This window comes from Actinacidiphila glaucinigra, assembly GCF_035918135.1.
In the GTDB taxonomy this organism is placed as follows: Bacteria; Actinomycetota; Actinomycetes; order Streptomycetales; family Streptomycetaceae; genus Actinacidiphila; species Actinacidiphila glaucinigra.
In genome coordinates, this window is the sequence record NZ_CP109145.1 from 311,145 (window position 1) to 326,418 (window position 15,274).

Here is a 15,274-nt window from a genome sequence, read left to right on the forward strand (position 1 = left end):
TTGTCATGCCCCGTCGACGCCCTCACCACCTCGGGCAGGACACCACCTCGTTCTGCCCGTCAGGCCGCGCCCGCGCCGCTCTGACACCGGGCACCTGCCCGGGGCCGCGGGCGCGGCCTCCGCCCTCTTACGGGGGCCGGCTTCCTGCTCTTCGACCCGCGTTCTTCATCTGGGATGGTCATGCAGCTGCCCCGCGTGCGACCCGAGCACGGCGCCTACCGCACCACCGACGGCCGGATCCGACTCGGCAGCGGCGTGTACGGCCTCGCCACCGAGATCACCGACGGCCCACCGTGGCTGTGGGACCTGCTGACCGCCGCCGACGGCACCCGCACCCCGCAGCAAATCGCGGACACCGTACGCGCCCTGCACCCCGAAGCCGCGGCCGAGGACGTCTTCACCGCGCTGGACGACCTGATCCAGGCAGGCCACATGGACGACGCGGCCGCGTGGCCGCCGCCGGACTTCACCGAACGAGAACAGGACCGCTACGGCAGAAGCGTGGCGTACTGGCGGTGGACCGACCCGCAGCCCCGCGCCAGCGCCTGGGACGTGCAGCGCATCCTGCGCTCCGCCAAGGTGGTGGTCGTCGGTGTCGGCGGCACCGGGGGAGCGGCCGCCACGGCGCTGGCCGCCTCCGGCATCGGGCGACTGCACCTGGTCGACCACGACCGGGTGGAACTGTCCAACCTCAACCGCCAGACCTTGTTCCGCGAGCGCGACATCACCCGGCTGAAGGTCGACGCCGCCCGCGACCGGCTCCACCAGACCAACAGCGACATCACGGTCACCGGCCAGCGGTCCCGCATCACCAGCCCCGACGACCTCGCCGAGATCCTGCCCGGCTTCGACCTGCTGATGATGTGCGCCGACCAGCCCGACGACATCCGCACCTGGGCGAACGAGGCCTGCCTGAAGGCGAACCTGCCCTGGATCGACGGCGGCTACCACGGGCCGCTGGTCACTGTCGGCGCCTACGCCCCGCACATCAGCGGCGGCTGCCGGATGTGCCTGCGCCGCACCGAGGACGAGCGGTGGCAGCCCGACATCGCCGACGACACCGACCTGATCAAGACGCTGCCCAGAGCGCCCGGGCATCCGGCCACGGCGATCACCGCGGGCCTGTCCGGGCAGCTTGCCGCACACCTAGCCATTGCCCTTCTCACCGGGACGGCCGCCGTCACCCCCGGCACCATCTACGGGATCAACCTCGCAGCCCTGGGCACCGACCCGGTCCACCTCACGTCCCAGCGCCGCCCGGACTGCCCGGCCTGCGCGCCCACCCCGTGACCGCCCCCGCGCCCGCGCCGCTGCCGCCCAACGTGCCAGACGGCCCCGGCGGCGTCCCGGTGGTGCGCGAGGACAGCATCCTTGAACTGCACCCCCTCGCCGTCCGCGACGAAGACGAAGAGATCGTCGTCGGCCGCACCGACACCGGCGACTTCATCGCTCTGCCGCCCGTAGGCGCCCGCGCACTGGGTCTGCTCGCCGAAGGCCACACCCCCGCCCAGACCCGCCGCCTGCTGCGCGCGCAGACCGGGCAAAACCTCGACATCACCGGCCTGGCCACCGACCTCGTGCCGCTCGGATTCGTCGCCACCTGCGACGGCCAGCCGGTGCCCGGACCGGCCCCGCTCCGCCCGACCTGGCCGAGGCTGAGCCCGGCCGCCGTCGCATGGACCCTGCATCCGGCACTGCCGGTCCTCCTGACCACCCTGGTGGCCGTCGCGGTCTTCGTCACGGTGGGCCGGCCGCAGCTGTGGCCTGGTTACCGACAGTTGATCTGGTCCGAGCACACCGGTCTTGTCCTGCTCGTGCAGGCCGCCATCGCCTGGTCCCTGCTGGGCATCCACGAACTCGCTCACCTGATCACCGCGCGCGCCGCCGGGGTGCCCGGCCGCATCACTTTCGGCACCCGCCTGCAGTTCCTCGTCGCCCAGACCGAGGTCCCCGGCATCTGGGCCGCTCCCCGCCGCCACCGACTCACGATCTACGCCGCAGGGATGGCCACCGACGTCGCGCTCGCCTCCACCGCGGTGCTCACCGCGGCCAACACCGACGCGGGCACCGTCGTGCACCGCGTCGCGCTCATCGTCACCACCACCGTCACCATCACCCTGACGATCCAGCTGATGGCGTTCATGCGCACCGACATCTACTTCCTCATCCAGGACCTGACCGGCTGCCGCACCCTGTACGCCCACGCGGCCGCCCACGCCCGCCACCAGGCCCGCCGCGTCGCAGCGAAGCTGCGCCGCAAGCCTGCGCCCGGGACCGGCCCGCTGGCCACCCTGCCCATACGCGAGGCCCGGATCGTCCGCGTCTACACGCTGGTCTTGATCGCCGGGACCGCGATGTGCCTGACCGCCGCCGCGGCGGTCACGATCCCCTTCGACTTGCACCTGCTCACCGCCGCCGCTGGCCACCTGCTGGATCCGTCCGCCCCGGTGGCGGTGCGCGCGCTGGACGGCGGCGTGGTCCTGCTCGTGCTGCTGGCCCCCCAGGCGCTGTGGGCCCGCGCATGGTGGCGCCGCCACGGCCACCACCTGATCAACCGCCGCCGCGCCCGGGCTGCATGACCGGCCGGAAGGGCAGCCGCACGGCCAGGCCCGCAGGCTTCGGCCCGGGATCGTGCTCACCTGGATGAGGGCACGGCAGGACCGGCGACGTCCCGGGGCGGTGCAGCCGGTGTCCGTGCCAGGTCAGGCGGAGGGCGTCCCGGCGGGCGACGGGCTCGGCGTCGCGGCCGGCGCCGTAGGGGGCGGCACCGTGACGGTGACCGTCGGCGTCGGGTGCGGCTCGCGCCCCGTGTCGGTCTTCCCGTCGCCGAGCCCGAAGAGGAAGGACAGCGCGAGGATCACGGCGGCCGCGGCGGTGACGGCGCCCAGGAGGTCGCCGGCAGGCTGCTGGCCCGCGAGCGTGGGGCCTGCCTGTGCACCGCCGTGGTTGCGGCGGTAGACAAGCCAGCCCACCAGGACGGCGATGCCGAAGATCACGCCGTTGACGGGGTCGATCTGGAGGTTCAAAGGGGTTCCCTTGGGGGGTCCGGCTGGACGGGGGAAGCCCTGTGGTGGCGGACGTCAATGCGGCGCAGTCGCGGAGACTTTACCTACATCCAACAAAGAGTGACGGATACCGATGCTATGAGTCACCACCGTGGGCTTTTTTTTAACCCCAAGTCCGGATCCGGCTTCACGGATCGGCGGGAGCCCTTACGGGACAGCGCGGACACAGCAGCTCGCGCTTCATCTCATATTAGGGCAAGGGGTATTGGCCAGCGCGATCACAAAGAGTGATGGGCGGGGTGTGGGAGGCCCCGCCCCGAGGCTGCCGCCGACGGCGCCCCTTCTGCTGTCGTCGTCCGCCCAACGCCCAGGATCGAAACCGGCGCAGACGGGGTAAGACGACAGCCAGCACGCCGCGCCCCGGCCCTGGCCGCCTGGTGGGACACATGTACACCCAACCGCCTCACGGCCTGGATCGTCCGGATATCCGCTGCCGCCGTGCTCGCCCGGTAACCCATAGTGGTCCGGACGCTGTTGATAACCGACGAATGGAAGCCCTGCGTGACATCTGCGACCACCCCGGCAGCCATCGAGCGCATCCCCGGACGGGTCTGGACGATCCGCCTCGAGGGCCATGCCGACCGCACGGCCACCGTCACCTGCAGCAGCACCGCCTGCAAGATGCCGCCCCGATCCCGGGACCTCAAGGCGATGCGCACGTTCGCCGCGCAACACGCTGTTGCCCACGCCCGCGTGGCCACCATCCGGCCCGACGCGGCCTGCCACTGCCGCGCCCGGCAGTGCACCGTCCACGGCGACACCAAGGTGCTCTGCTCCGGCGGTGTCGTGCTGATCCTGCGTCACGACCCCGCGGTCGGCCGCGTGTGGACCGTGGAAGAGGTCTGCCAGGTCTGCGCCCCGCTCATCCCGCACGCCAAGCCCATGGGGACCGCCACCCGCGCCCGCACAGCCGACGTGGCCAAGCCCGCCGCGGCGACCGCAGCGGTTCCGGCGCAGGCGCGCACCAGCGTGCCGGGCGGGTTCTCCGCCCCGGCGTTCTCCTCCGCGCCCAGCGCCGGAGAGGTCGCTCCGGGCCGCGGGACCCGACCGGCCCGGCGCCGACCGCAGGGACAGCGCAGCGGCACGAGCCGCCGACGCGGCGGACAAGGCCGCTGACGCGCATGCCTGATGAGCGAGGACCCGCCGTACCGACGACGGGACCTCGCGGCCAGGAGCCGCTGACCGTCTTCACGGCGCTGGACGTGTCCGAGCCTGTGTACCGCCGCTTCACCGCCGTCCATGAGAGCGGCCACGCGGTTGCCGCACTCGCCACCGGGCAGGCCCGCGTGCTCGAGTGCGCCGTCGACGGCGAGGGCGAACGGGCCTACACCGACGTGCGGTGGGACTCGCAACAGGCGCTGCTGGTTCTCCTGCACGGCGGCCACCTCGCCCAGCAGCGGTGGCTACGGGAGCAGCACATGTGGACTGCGTTGCGGTCGTCCGCCGTACGCGCTGCCGCCAGCCACGACTTCGACGCCCTCGCCGCGACCGGCGCGACACCGGGGGAGGTGCGGCAGGCCTCCGATCAGGCCGAGGAGTTCCTCGACCGGCATTGGACAGCGGTGATGACGGTGGCCGAGCACCTTCACCAGCACGGCCGACTGACCGGAGCCGAGGTGCAGACACTCTTCACCGGCACGCCCACCAACGCGGCCGTCGCTGCCCGACTACTGACACTGGATGAAGGACACCTGACGCGGCTGGAAGCCCTGGCCACAGCACGCGAGAACCGGGCGCGGCCACGAGGGACAGCGCATCAGCCACCGTTGACGCCTCCCGCCGCGCCCCGGCCGTTCCTCGCCCCATGACAGGAGGCCGCGGGCACCGCCCGCGGACCTCGAGCCGGCTGCCGCGCAAGTTCCGTCCTGCGGACCGCCGGGCACTGTCATTTCCCGTCACGCGGGACAAACGCAGGCCGCACGCCCCGCCCGCCACGGCGACGGATCATGCTGGGCCAGCCGCCGACTCCCGGGCCGTGCGGGCCCGGCTGACCAGAAGGGCCTGCGATGAGCGAGCCGCCACCCCCGCCTGCCGTCCCCGTGTTCGTCCCAGCCTGGCTAAAGGGCCTGCAGCCAGGGGTGTTCGCCGTGGCCGTGGCCGGCCCGGATACCGGGCCGCAGACCGCGTCCGACCAGCATCCGCCGGGCCGTGCAGGCGCCGACCGGCCCGGCTTCGACCTCGACCGTCTGACTCTCGCCGGTATGGCCCCCGGCCCGCTGGAGGCGCTGCGCCGCTGGATGGAACTCGACGACGGGCGGCAGCACCTGGTCCTGCTGGCCCGCAGCCCGGAAGGGAACGTCCGCGAGTACACCCCCGGTGAGCTCGCGACGTATCTGGGCGAGGAACACCGCGAGCAGCTGAACGAGCTGCTCGGGGCGTGGATGGCCAAGCGTGCCGCCGCGGTGCCCCGCGCCGGGGAGCAGGTGCTGGCCGCAGCCGCCGCGTGGGCCCTGCACTGGCGGGAGCTGGTCGGCTCCCCGCCCATGCCGATCCTCGAGGCGGCGATCGTCGGCATGGGCGAGAGCGACGACGAAGCCGCCGTCACCGGACAGGTAGCCGAGGCCGCCGGACAGATGGGGCAGATCTTCGAACGGCTGGAGACGCCCCGGCAGCGCGATGAGTACCTCAAGGACTGGGAGCAGCTGCACTTCCTGGCCCGTCACGTGCCGGTGCTGCGGAACAGCACCGACCGGCTCATCGACTTGGTGGCGCTGCACGACCAGCACGCGCAGCGGCTACGGGCGGTCCTGGAGCCGGACATCAGCGACTACCGCAGGGACCTGGACACCGCGGCCCGCACCGGCACGGCCCCACCGGTGCTGGACCAGCAACGCGCCGAGCAACTCGCGCTGGCCCGGCACATCGTGCGCGACTACACCGCCGCCTTCCACACCGGCCGCACCGGCTACGCGCAGCGGCTGCAGGATGCGATCACCGCCCCGCAGCGGTCGCTGGCCATGACGTCGGCCGCCCACTCCTGGCGGGATGCCTCGGTGAGCGCAGGGCTGGCGGTCCGGGAGGTACGCGAGCAGCGCCAGGCGACCTTCGCCGAGGGCTCCGAGCTGGGAGCCGCGCCGGAAGCCGTGGTCGCCGCCCGCGCCTACCTGGACACCCGGGCCGCGATGCTGCACCTCGTCCACGACGCGCTGGGGCGGCTCACCCGCCTCCCGCACCCGGACACGCTGCCGCAGGAGATGGTCGAGATAGCCGTCGCGCAAGCCGGAGCCCGCCTCGCCCAGGCCTTCGGCACCCCGGAGCGCGCCCGCCGGTTCCTGACCGGGCAACTCACCTACCTGCAGCAGCAGCCCGTCCCCGCCCACCGGATCGGCTCGACCCCCGGCGACGTGGAGTGCTTGCAGGCCGCACTGGACGGACTGGACCGGATCGCCCCACCCACGCCGTGGGACGCCGACAGCATCCGCCAGCGCGCCGAGGCCCTCACCCGACCTGTCGCGCCGGTCGCCGCTCCGACCGCGTCTACCCGGCGCGCGACGCGCCCTGACGCGCAGACCGCGCCGCCTGCACCGGCACCGGGCCCCGGGATGCGGTGACCGGCGGCGCCGCCACACGGCCCCCGAGCCCGATCGGCTCCGGGCGGGTTCCCCGCCCGGCACCGGCGAGGTCGGCTGCGAGCTCGTCGATGGCGGCACGCGTGACGTGACCGGTGGTCACGATGTGCGCGAGCCCGCCCTCGCACGCCAGGTGCCAGCGACGCGCCACGGCGGCCGGGGGCCGGTCGAAGCACACGGTCAGCGACCCGGGAAAACGGCTCGGGTTCACCCCGGCCTCGGCCAGCCGCTCCACCGCGTAGGCGGCGACGTCCTGGCACCGGCCGATCATGGCGGCCACCCCGGTCTGCCCGAGCTCCTGCAGCCGCGCCCACAGCAGCAGCACCGCCAGCCCGGACCGCGAGCACGCCAGTGTGTGGTCGGTGGTGGCCAGGTACTCGCCGCTGTCGGCCGCCGTCACCAACTCGGCCCGGACCAGCGAGATCCCGGCCGGGACCGGCAGACCCAACACCTTGTGCGCGCTGATGTTCATCGAGTCGGCCGTGTCCGCGAAACTCCACCGCGGCGCCGGGTCGGTGTGGGCCGCGATCAGCGCGCCACCGGCGCCGTCCACGTGCAGGTGCACCGGCCCGGCCACCGCCGCCGCCCGCCGCAGCTCACGGATGTCGTCGACCGCGCCCCGCATCGTCGACCCGCACGCCGCGACCACGATCGCCCCCACCCGCCGCCGGTAGATCCGCCCCCGCGCGCGAAGCGCCGCCTGGTCGGCCAGATCCTGCGGATCCATGCTGCCGTCCGGCCGCGAGGCGACCGTCACCATCTCCACCCGCAGCACCTCGCACGCCCGCGCCACGCTGTAGTGCGCCTGATCCGACGCGTACACCACGGCGTCCGGCAGCGCCTGCCGCGCGGTGTACAGGCCGTGCAGCAGCGCCTCGCTGCTCGAGGACGCCACATATCCGAACACCTGGGCGGGGTCGGCGCCGGCGACGTGCGCGAAGTAAGCCAGCACGGCGAGCTCGTACGGCTTGGCGCCGATGTTGGAGGCGTCGGTGGACTGCGGGTCGCCGACGTTGTTGAACAGCACGCTCAGCAGCGAACCGTAGGCGCTCAGGTCGACGTTGGCGTTGCCGGGGAAGCCCAGCGTCCGGCTCTGCCGCCCTCGCATGCGTCGGGCGGCCTGGTTCAGGTGATCGGCCGGGTTCCAGGGCAGCGCCCGGATGGCCAGATCCGCGATGGTGGGGACGGGTACGACACTCGCTCTCACGGGGGCTCCACAGGGCGTTCGGCACGGTGATGGTGTGCTTCCGTCTATCGCCCCATCCGCCCCTCGCGGCCCTGACGTCGCGGCCCGGTCCGCCAGGCGGGAGCCGAGGGCAGGCGATCCCCGTACGCGTGCCGCCTTGCGGCACGGAGGCGTGAACAACACCCAGCCGAATCGCGGCTGGACCCCGGCCGAGGACGTACTCCGGCCATAGTTGGTAGCAGCCCGCGTCGGGCGTCTTGGGCGGCTACGCGGCCCGGCGCTGCGCCAGGGTGCGGATGCGGGCGACGTCGACGGCGCGTACGCCCTCGCTGACCGGGTCGAGGGGGATCAGGTGCCTGTGGAGTTCGCGGATGCGGACGTCGAGGTCGAGGTGGATCCGCGTGCGGCGTGCGAAGCGGATCTCGGCGATGGTGCGCGGATGCACGGCGAGACGCCGGGCGAGCAACGTGGCGGGCCATCCGGCGCGTTCCAGATCGGCCAGCAGCCGTGACGCCTCGCTGGCACTGGCCAGGCCGGGTGTGGCCGGCAGGTGGCGCGGCGGCATGACCACTCCCAGCACGGCGTCGGCGGTGGTGCGGGCGATCGGCCGGCTGACCCCGCGCAGCAGACGACGGACCAAGGTCACCGAGACCCCGGAACGGTCGGCGATGTCCTGGGCTGACATTCCCCGCACCTGCAGCCGCTGCGCCCACGCGATTGCCGGCCCGGGGGCCACCCGGGCGCTTCCTCGCTCGCGTAGCTCCGCGTCCCGCTGACGGCGTGCTCGTCGCGCCGCTTGCCGGCATACGACCAGGCGGCAGCCGTAGTCCGCGCACGAGGGCTGTCCATGGCGCACGGTTGAGTTCTTCGGCCGTCGCGAAGCGGGTATGGGCCGGGCGACGTCACGTGCGGGAACGATGCTCATGCGGTTGCCCTGCCAGATGGTCGTGGATTGCGGCACGCGAGGCGCCGGTCGGCACCGAAGGCCCGGTGCCTGCTCACGTCGGTGACGGTATCGGGCGACTCCGACAGAGGCAGGGCCGCACCGACAGACAGGACCAAACGGTCGCGACGGTGCTGCGCTGCCCCGTGGGACGGTGCGGGCAACGCGATCCGAGCGGCATCGCGCGGGACGCCCTGGTCCAACACCACCACAGCGGCGGCGGGCCAGACACGATGCGGTGCACGGGGTTGGTCCGGCTCCCTTCGCCTCGAGCCCGCCGTGGAGATGCCGCTATGGCTCCTGGGCGGCCGGTGCGAAGGGAGCCGGCCTCTGTCCGGCCGAGCAGGGCGCGCATCCTGAGGCCGCACCGGACCGTGCGTGGGCCCGCACCAAGCGGTGCGGGCCCACGGTGTTCCTGCTGCCGCGCGGCCTGGGCGGCAGGGAGCGTCAGCTCCTGTGGCGGGGCGCCCGGCTCAGCGCCCGCCGCCGGATCCGGCCAGTCCGGCGGCGGGGCAGGGCCCTGCCGCCGCTGGTGTTCTCCACGGCCCGGCTCAGGGCGTGCACGGCCCGGGCCTCGGTCCAGCGGCGGAGCAGCGTGGCAGCGGCGAACAGCAGCAGTGCCGTGCAGAGGAGGATCAGGCAGACGGCGATGGCCGCGGTCGGGACGCCGAGGTCGATGAGGGCACTGATGGCGCGCGGGCCGTCCGTGAGCAGGGACGTGATCAGGGTGGGCAAGGTAGCCCCCTTCTGGGCAGGTGACTTGTCACCCCTTCGCTGGGCTGGGCGCCCCTTTGACAGCAGCCCGCGCCGACATCGGTGAAGGCGACGGCCTCTACTCGGCACGATCGATGCCGGCAACGCGGTACCGGGGGCGTTCCTGGTGGCGGGACACGGGCGCGGAATGCCGTGCCGGGCCCTGGTACCGGGCGGCGGACGTTGCGCCGGGCGGCCCGTGACCTGACCAGGCTCACCGCCAGGGCGGCACATTGGGCTCCGCCCCGCCTCTGCTTCGCCGACCTGAAGGACGTCGATCCCGGTGACCTGCACCCGCACCCGCCAGCCCGCCGCTCCCGTACCGGTAGCGGCCTGAGAGCGGCGGCCATGGCGCACAACGCAGCGGCGGCCGCCGCCCCCAGGGCGCATCGTGCGACGAGGTGGAGTCCGGCGGTGGCCCGGGTGCACGCCTTGCGGGCGTGCGACGGGCTGGCTACGTCGGTCGCGGCGTATGTGACGCCGGTCGTGGTGTACCAGGTGACCGGCTCCACGGCCTGGGCGGGCATCGTCTTCGTCGCCGAGTGGCTGCCGCGGCTGCTGGCGATCGGCGTCGGCGGCCCGCTGGTCGACCAGGTACCGGCCCGCACCGTGATGCTGGTGGCCGCGCTCGCCCGCGGAGGCCTGGTCACGTGCGGCATGGCCGCGTACGCGGCCGGGGCAGGGCCGTTGGCGATCGCCGCGGTCGGTGTCGGCTGCGGCGTGGCCGCCGAAATCACCTACCTCGCGGCCGAGTCACTGGGCGCCACGGTGGCAACCGGCCCCCGCGCCGCGGGCGTTCAGGCCGCACAGACTGCCATCGACCAGGGCGCCATCCTGACCGGCCCGCTCCTGGGCGGCGCCCTGCTGCTGCTCGGCCCGCAGTACGGCCTCGGCCTGATCGCGATGCTGTCGCTGACGGCCGCCGCCCTGACCCGAACCGTCGCTGCCCGCCCCCACCCCGCTTCCCGGGAGCCGCAGCCCGCCGCGGAGACGGACAGCCGGGGCCTGCGCGGCGGGGCGGCCGCGCTCAAGGCGCTACCGGCGCTGGCGTGGCTGCTGGCCACGCTGGCCAGCATGAACCTGATGGCCGCGCTGCTGCAGGCGGCCACCCCGGTGATCGTCACCAACTTCGGGCACTCCCCGGCGGCCACCGGCGCGGTGTGGACGGCCAGCGCCGCCGCCGCACTGCTGGCGGCCGCCGCCTGCGCCCGCCTGCTCAAGCGCGTCCGCTTGAGCAGCCTCGCGATCACCGCGAGCGTCGGCGGCGCGCTGGCCACCGCCGCCGCCGGACTCGCCCCCTCCTACCTCGCCTACGCCGCCGCCCTGGCAGGCCTTGCCGCGTGCGAGGGCATCGCCATGGTCGCCCTGCGCACCGCCCGCGCCCGCCTGCTGCCGCCCCGCGTGTTCGGCTCGGCCGTTGCGCTGATGGTCCTGGTGCTGATCGCGCCCATGCCCCTGGGCGGCGCCGTCCTCGCACTCGTGCCCGCCGACCGGCTGGGCACGGCACTGATCACCGTCGCGGTGCTCCACGCCGCGGTCACCGCCTGCGCCGCCCGCCGCCTGCGGCGCCACCGCCAGGTCCTCGACCACCCCCAACCCGCCCAGCCGCCCGCCCCCGAGCCTGAGCTCGTCAGGAGTCCGAAGTGACCGTCACCACCACCCGCCCCGCACCGCGCACCACCCACGACACCACCGGGACCTGGTACGCCCACGCCGCCGACGCCCCGCCCACCACGCCCGGCCGCCACATCTCCACCAGCCGCGCCTGGGCATCCGCGTGGGAGCAGGTGACCACCGAACCGGTCATCGCCCACCGCCACCTGCACCTGACCGACGGCACCGGCCCCGGCGACCTCGTCTCCTACTACCTGGTCAAACACTCGCCGTACTGGGCCGCCGTCGAGCGGGACGCCGCCACCGGCCCGGTCTTCAACGCGCCCGTGGTGTACGCCGGAACGCCCTACGGCGAGTACGGCGGCGCCGGTTCGGCCAACGCGGACACCATCCGGTACGCGGTGAGCGCCGGGGTGGACCTGGCCCGCGAGTGGGGCGCGCAGGCACTGGTCGTGCCCGGCCTGACCACCGACCTCGCCCACCGGTGGACCGCCGCCTGCCGCCCGGACGCCGACCTGTTCTTCGACCTGGCCCACACCGCCAGTGTCCACGGCTCCCTGGAAGGGTTCCTGACCACCGTGCCGTCGGCCAAGCACGCGAAGGAGATGCGCCGCCAGAGGCGCCGCGGCATCGAGCAGGGCCTGAGATTCCGCCCCCTGCACGGCCGGGCCATGCTGCCGTATCTGCCGCAGTTCACCGACCTCGCCGAGGCCGCCGCCCTCAAAAACGGCGGCAGCATGTACGGCGCCGACATCTTCACGGCGGTCGCCGACATCCCCGGCGTGCTGCTGCTGGCCGCCGAACACGACGGCAACCTCGCCGGCGGCTTCCTGTGCTTCCACTACCGCGACTGCCTCTACCTGTGGGCCGCCGGCATCGACTACCCGAAGCTGCGCACCCTGCACACCTACACCGGCCTGATGCTCGCCGCCGTGGACCTGGCGGCCGACCTCGGCGCCACCACCATCGACGCCGGCCGGGCCAACTACCGCTACAAGCGCACCGCCGGCTTCCACCCGGTGGCCCTGCGCACCCTCGCCTACTTCCCCGCCCGCGACGCGGCCACTGCCCGCGCCCTGCACGCGATGGGCCACGCCATGGAGGCCTGCGCCGGGCTGCGGCCCGCCGCCTGACCCGCACCCCGAAAAGGACGACCATCGTGCGCATTCTGATCATCAACCGGTGGGACGACGAACTCGCTGCGTTCGGCGGCGTGATCGACCACAGCCGCCACCAGGTCGCCTACGTCACCGTCCCCAGCCATGTCCCGATGATCCCGGCCACCGCCGCCGGCACCGTCGAGCTGGACTCCCTGGCCGACACAGCGGCCGTCGAGCAGGCCGCCGAGACGCTGCGCGCCCGCATGGGCGGCGTCGACCGCATCATCGCCATGTCCGAGTACGACCTGCTGACCGGCGCCGCACTGCGGGAACGCTGGAACGTACCCGGCAGCCGCGTCTGCGACCTCACGCCGTTCCGCGACAAGGCGGCCGCCAAGACCCTCCTGGCCACCGCCCCCGGTCTGGCCGTACCCCGGTTCGAGCCGGTCGCGAGCATCGCCGACGTCACCGCTTTCGCCCGCCGGTGCACCGGCGGCGTGATCGTCAAGCCGCGCGACGGTGCGGGCAGCGTCGGCTGCTACCGGATCCGGCACGGCCAGTCCGCCGCCGAGGCCCTGCGGGGAGTCGACCTGACCGGCTACGAGGTGGAGGAGTGGATCGAGGCGCCGGTCTGGCACATCGACGGCCTGCTGCACGACGGCAAGGCGCTGGCGGTGTACCCGTCGCGGTACATCGGTACCTGCCTGGAGTTCTCCCAGCGCAACGCGCCGATCGGCTCGGTCGTCGAACATGGGCCGATCGCCGACGCCATGGCCGATTTCGCCGTCGCCTGCGTGACCCACCTCGGGCTGGCGAGCGGCGTCTTCCACCTCGAGGCGTTCGAGACCCTTGCCCAGCCGGTCTTCCTGGAAGCCGCGGCCCGGGTCAGCGGCGGCCCGATCCCGTACACCATCCGCGACGTCTACGGGGTCGACCTGGTCGCCGACTGGGTCCGGCTGCAACTCGGCGAGAGCCCGCGCACGGTACCCGGCCGCAACCCGGAACTGTCCGCGGGGAACCTCATGCTGCCCAGCCCGTACGGGTTGCGCCTGACCGAACGCAGCCCTTCCCTCATCGGTACTCTGCCCGGCTTGTACGCGGAGGACCTGCCCGAGGTCGGCACCGTCTTCGACGAGCCCAGCGTCTACGAGCGCCTGGTCGCCTCCTTCCGCTTCTTCGGCGAGAGCGCCGACGCGGTCGAGGAGTCCATCCGGGCCACCGACTCCCTGTTCCACTACAGCCTCGCGCCGGCACTGGCTGCCGCGTCCTGACCGCATGCCCTCAACGCAGGCTCAGGCACCTTCGGTAGACCAGCCGCATCGGGGCCCGCCGTTCCGACCGACCGCCGCAGCCGGGCCGGGCCAAACTTCACGCAGGCTGGTCCGGGCGCCGGGCTCTCGGGGACACGGCGCCCGGACCGCCGCCGGAGCGGCTGCTGGTGAGCATCCCGCGCGGGCCTTCGGAGCCTACGACGGCGCGTCCGGGAGGCTGGCCGGACCGTTCGGGTGGCCCAGCCATCGCAACCTTGCGTTCCCGCCCGGTGGAACGCAGTCGGCAGATACTGCACCACTGGGCGGGAGATGTTGCGCGCGCACACCCTCACCCCTGGTCGGCCGCGGCACGATGCCAGAGTCCCGGCACGGGGGGCTCCGGCTCCCTTCGCGAAAGGCCTGACCATGACCCATCCTCCGTCTGTGGCGTCGGAGACCGTCAGATCGGGCAGCAGCCACCCACTCTCCCGGGGTGGCACGCCACGCGAAGGGAGCCAGGCCCGGCCCGGCAGGGCGCCCGGTACCCGGCTGACCGTCGCGGTTTTCTGCGGCGCCGCCGACGGGTCCGACCGCTACCTGCAGGCCGCCGCGGCAATCGGCCGGACCTTGGCCGAGCACGACGTGCACGTGCTGTACGGCGGCGGCCGGCTCGGGCTGATGGGCACCGTCGCGAACGCCGCGCTGGCGGCGGGCGGCAAGGTCACCGGCATCATCCCGGACTTCCTGCAGGCCCTCGGGGTCGCCCATCCCGGCCTGACCGACCTGCGGATCGTGCCGGACATGGCCACCCGCAAGGAACAACTCGTGGCCGGCGCACACGCGGTCGTTGCTCTGCCCGGCGGTTTCGGCACGCTGGACGAGCTCGCGCACGTGTGGTCCGGCAGCGCCCTGGGCCTGTGCCCGCCGCTGCCGGTCGGTCTGCTCAACACCGACGGCTTCTACAGCCCGCTGACCGTGTTCGTCCGTAACGCCGTCGCGTCGGGGTTCCTCGCCCACCACGGCCACCTGCCCCTGGAGGATCTACTGCTGACCGACGACACACCCGAGCGACTCGTCGAGACCGTGCTGTCCCACGTGCAGGCCACGAACGGCCTGCACCACCCTGCCGCTTGACGCTCGTGGGCCAGGGATCCGGGCGTGTCGCGGCAGCCGCCGGACGCCGCCGCGACCTGCTGACGCAAAGGATTCGTGAACGTTGCGTCACCCTCCGGGCGAGGGGTGCTCAGAAAGTAGCTTTCTGTGATGTATGGTCGGCCGAGCTATACAAAAAGTGCAGGGGCGTGCTGTTTTGGCTCGCCGATACACGGGAGGGGCTATGGCTGACCGGGGACATCCCGTCGAAGTGGAACTCCGCAAGGTCATCAGGACAGTTCTGTCGTTGACCTGCGAAACCAACACCGACCTGGGACGTGCCATCGGACTGTCCGGAGCACTGGTGGGGCGCCGCCTGTCGGGCACCACCCAGTGGAGCGTCCCCGAACTCGGGAAGATCGCAACCCACTGGGGCATTCCGCCCTCGTGCCTGCTGTCAGACCTGTCCGACGTCCTCACAGCGCTGCCCGAGGACCGCGTTGCCCAGCTGCGTGCCGCCAAGGGACATCAGCCGGTGCACTTCAAGCCGCCGGTCACCGCGGTCGTCGCTGCGTGACATGGAACGGGCCCGGGACCGAAGGTCCCGGGCCACAAGAAGGTGTTCCGCGTTCTCCTTGCCACGGGTCGCCGCGGGCCCTTCCCGAACAAGCCGTGATGCCCTGTACAAGCATCACCCTCGCC

At 73.2% G+C, this 15,274-nt stretch carries 14 protein-coding genes; 10 read left to right on the top strand and 4 right to left on the bottom strand.

Features of this window, described 5'->3' with window-relative positions; all coding sequences use genetic code 11:
• Window positions 1-180: 180 nt before the first annotated feature.
• On the top strand, window positions 181-1,290 hold the full coding sequence (locus OIE69_RS44495) for a HesA/MoeB/ThiF family protein (protein ID WP_326581616.1): 1,110 nt from the start codon (window positions 181-183) through the stop codon (window positions 1,288-1,290).
• Window positions 1,287-2,579 carry a hypothetical protein gene (locus tag OIE69_RS44500; RefSeq protein WP_326581615.1) on the top strand — a complete coding sequence of 431 codons (1,293 nt, stop codon included), beginning with the start codon at window positions 1,287-1,289 and terminating at the stop codon, window positions 2,577-2,579. The genes OIE69_RS44495 and OIE69_RS44500 overlap by 4 nt, the downstream gene beginning before the upstream one ends.
• Window positions 2,580-2,702: 123 nt before the next feature.
• Here the strand turns inward: OIE69_RS44500 and OIE69_RS44505 are convergent, their stop codons facing one another.
• Entirely contained in the window at window positions 2,703-3,026 is a 324-nt protein-coding gene (locus OIE69_RS44505) for a hypothetical protein (RefSeq protein WP_326581614.1), read from the bottom strand.
• Between the two features lie 540 nt (window positions 3,027-3,566).
• Here OIE69_RS44505 and OIE69_RS44510 point away from each other — a divergent pair.
• The 3 genes from OIE69_RS44510 to OIE69_RS44520 all read left to right on the top strand — a co-directional run bounded on the left by OIE69_RS44510 (window position 3,567) and on the right by OIE69_RS44520 (window position 6,616).
• Entirely contained in the window at window positions 3,567-4,181 is a 615-nt protein-coding gene (locus OIE69_RS44510) for a hypothetical protein (protein ID WP_326581613.1), read from the top strand.
• A 5-nt stretch (window positions 4,182-4,186) separates the two neighbouring features.
• Window positions 4,187-4,873, top strand: coding sequence for a hypothetical protein (locus tag OIE69_RS44515; protein ID WP_326581612.1), 687 nt, complete (start codon window positions 4,187-4,189; stop codon window positions 4,871-4,873).
• A gap of 198 nt (window positions 4,874-5,071) precedes the next feature.
• Entirely contained in the window at window positions 5,072-6,616 is a 1,545-nt protein-coding gene (locus tag OIE69_RS44520) for a hypothetical protein (protein ID WP_326581611.1), read from the top strand.
• Here the strand turns inward: OIE69_RS44520 and OIE69_RS44525 are convergent.
• From OIE69_RS44525 to OIE69_RS44535, 3 genes are all read right to left on the bottom strand, one after another.
• Window positions 6,543-7,841, bottom strand: a complete 1,299-nt coding sequence (locus tag OIE69_RS44525; protein ID WP_326581610.1) for an aminotransferase class I/II-fold pyridoxal phosphate-dependent enzyme — start codon at window positions 7,839-7,841, stop codon at window positions 6,543-6,545. The genes OIE69_RS44520 and OIE69_RS44525 overlap by 74 nt on opposite strands.
• 244 nt (window positions 7,842-8,085) lie before the next feature.
• On the bottom strand, window positions 8,086-8,505 hold the full coding sequence (locus OIE69_RS44530) for a hypothetical protein (protein ID WP_326581609.1): 420 nt from the start codon (window positions 8,503-8,505) through the stop codon (window positions 8,086-8,088).
• 705 nt (window positions 8,506-9,210) lie between these two features.
• Window positions 9,211-9,498 carry a hypothetical protein gene (locus OIE69_RS44535; RefSeq protein ID WP_326581608.1) on the bottom strand — a complete coding sequence of 96 codons (288 nt, stop codon included), beginning with the start codon at window positions 9,496-9,498 and terminating at the stop codon, window positions 9,211-9,213.
• Window positions 9,499-9,930: 432 nt separating this feature from the next.
• Between OIE69_RS44535 and OIE69_RS44540 the strand changes: the two genes are divergently transcribed.
• The 5 genes from OIE69_RS44540 (at window position 9,931) to OIE69_RS44560 (ending at window position 15,149) form a co-directional block, all read left to right on the top strand.
• The gene (locus tag OIE69_RS44540; protein WP_326581607.1) at window positions 9,931-11,163 is read left to right on the top strand and encodes an MFS transporter; all 1,233 of its coding nucleotides are present in this window, start codon (window positions 9,931-9,933) and stop codon (window positions 11,161-11,163) included.
• Complete coding sequence (locus OIE69_RS44545) at window positions 11,160-12,263, top strand: GNAT family N-acetyltransferase (RefSeq protein ID WP_326581606.1); 1,104 nt, start codon at window positions 11,160-11,162, stop codon at window positions 12,261-12,263. The genes OIE69_RS44540 and OIE69_RS44545 overlap by 4 nt, the downstream gene beginning before the upstream one ends.
• A 26-nt stretch (window positions 12,264-12,289) precedes the next feature.
• On the top strand, window positions 12,290-13,501 hold the full coding sequence (locus OIE69_RS44550) for an ATP-grasp domain-containing protein (protein ID WP_326581605.1): 1,212 nt from the start codon (window positions 12,290-12,292) through the stop codon (window positions 13,499-13,501).
• 423 nt (window positions 13,502-13,924) lie between these two features.
• Entirely contained in the window at window positions 13,925-14,614 is a 690-nt protein-coding gene (locus tag OIE69_RS44555; RefSeq protein WP_326581604.1) for an LOG family protein, read from the top strand.
• A gap of 202 nt (window positions 14,615-14,816) precedes the next feature.
• Entirely contained in the window at window positions 14,817-15,149 is a 333-nt protein-coding gene (locus OIE69_RS44560) for a helix-turn-helix domain-containing protein (RefSeq protein ID WP_326581603.1), read from the top strand.
• Window positions 15,150-15,274 lie beyond the last annotated feature (125 nt).